Annotated in this window: 1 protein-coding gene; it reads right to left on the reverse strand. The window is 70.9% G+C overall.

From position 1 onward, the window contains the following. Nucleotides 1-1,035: APC family permease (locus tag LQV45_RS35400; protein ID WP_230012725.1), on the reverse strand; the 1,035-nt coding region annotated here is incomplete at both ends.

Below are 1,035 nucleotides of genomic sequence, written 5' to 3' on the forward strand. Positions count from 1 at the left end.
GTCCGCGGCTGCAGCAGCCGGATGCCGGCCGCCAGCCCAAACGCGGTGACGGCCGTGAAACACGCCGAGGCGGCGCCGATCTGGAACTGCACGTCGATGAGTCCGGCGACGGCGGCAGCGAAGGACAGCAACGTCAGGACGGCAAGAGTTGCCAGGCTTCCGGCGGGTATCTGTCCCCGCCCGGCACCGCGTGCAAGGGCGGGCGGCAGCACGCCGTCGGCCGCCAGGGCGGCCCCGAGCCGGCTGGCCCCGGCCACGAAGGTGTTGATGGGGCCGAACGTCAAAACCGCCGCCGCAACCGCGGTGAGCGGGGCCGCCAATGAGCCCAGCCCTTTCTCCAGCAACGCCGCGACGGGCACCGCCGTAGCGGGCAGTTCCGGGCCGAGGACGGCCACCGAGGCGGCGACAACGCCAATGTAGACCGCGCCCACCACAATCAGCGTGAGCCACGTGGCCCGCCGGAGATCGCGCCCGGGGTTCCGGAACTCACCGGCCAGGTGCGAGACGGCTTCCCAGCCGGCGAAGCAGAAGAACAGCAGGCTCGCGGCACCGCCGACCGCCCAGTAGCCGTGGGGGGCGAAGGGCTGGAAATTTTCCGCTTTGGTGTGCGGTACCGCGAGCACGACGGCGAGCGCGAGCAGTGCCACCAGCAGCACCATGAGCGCCAGTTGCATGCGGCTGGAAACCCTGATGCCGACGGCGTTGCTCGCGAAGGCGGCCAGCAGGATCACCGCCGCCGCGAGGATTGCGGTGTCCCGGCCGCCGCCGACGGCGTGGGCGATGTAGTTGCCGCCGATCACGGCCGTTGCCGGGGCGCCGAAGGGGATCGAAAAGTAGAAGAGGTACCCGGCCACCACCGAGGCGCGGCGACCAAAGGCACGCTTGACGAAGTGGGCGATCCCTCCGGCGTCGGGCTGCTGGCGGCTCATTTCGGCGAAGCTGAAGGCAACGGGAATGCAGAACACCAGGAGGACGGCCCAGGCCAGGAGCGACGCCGGGCCTGCCTCCTCGGCTGCGATGGCGGGAAGCACCAGG

The organism is Microbacterium sp. Bi128 (genome assembly GCF_918698205.1).